The following is a 573-nucleotide window of genomic DNA, read 5'->3' on the forward strand; positions in this document are numbered from 1 at the left end:
GGAACGGTTGCGCTGCGCGCCCAGTCGCGCTGCAGTTCGCAGAACAGCTGCGCGACGCTGATCATCTGGCCGCCGGCCTGCTCGATGCGGCGCAGCGCGGCTTCGTGCGCGGCGACCGACGTGCCGCCGACTGCGTCGACGACCACATAGACTTCGTAGCCGGCCTTCAGCGCGTCGAGCGCGGGGAAGGTCAGGCACGCTTCGGTCCACAGCGCGGTCATGATCAGTTTCTTGCGGCCGGTGGCCTCGACGGCCTTGCGGAACTCGACGTCTTCCCACGAGTTGATGCTGGTGCGGTCGTAGGTCGGATAGCCTTCGAGCGCGGCGCGCAGCTGCGGGATCGGCGGCTTGTTCAGGCCGGTCTTCACGTTGACGGTCGAGTGGACGATCGGCAGGTCGTACGCGACTGCGGCCTTCGATGCGCCGACGATGTTGTTGATCAGCAGCTGGCGATCCATCGATGCAATCGAGTTCACCTGGACCGGCTGGTAGTCGATGACGATGAACGCCGCGTTCTGCGGGGTGAGCAGGTGGTCGTTCGCGGGATCGCGAATCGGTTCGCTTGCCATGGTT

At 65.6% G+C, this 573-nt stretch carries 1 protein-coding gene; it reads right to left on the minus strand.

The features are described from left to right. Positions 1 to 569 (minus strand): hydrolase (locus tag DIE04_RS29535; RefSeq protein WP_148091664.1); only part of this gene is annotated, 569 nt, incomplete at its 3' end. Positions 570 to 573 lie beyond the last annotated feature (4 nt).

This window comes from Burkholderia sp. Bp8994 (assembly GCF_003853805.1).
Lineage (GTDB): Bacteria > Pseudomonadota > Gammaproteobacteria > Burkholderiales > Burkholderiaceae > Burkholderia.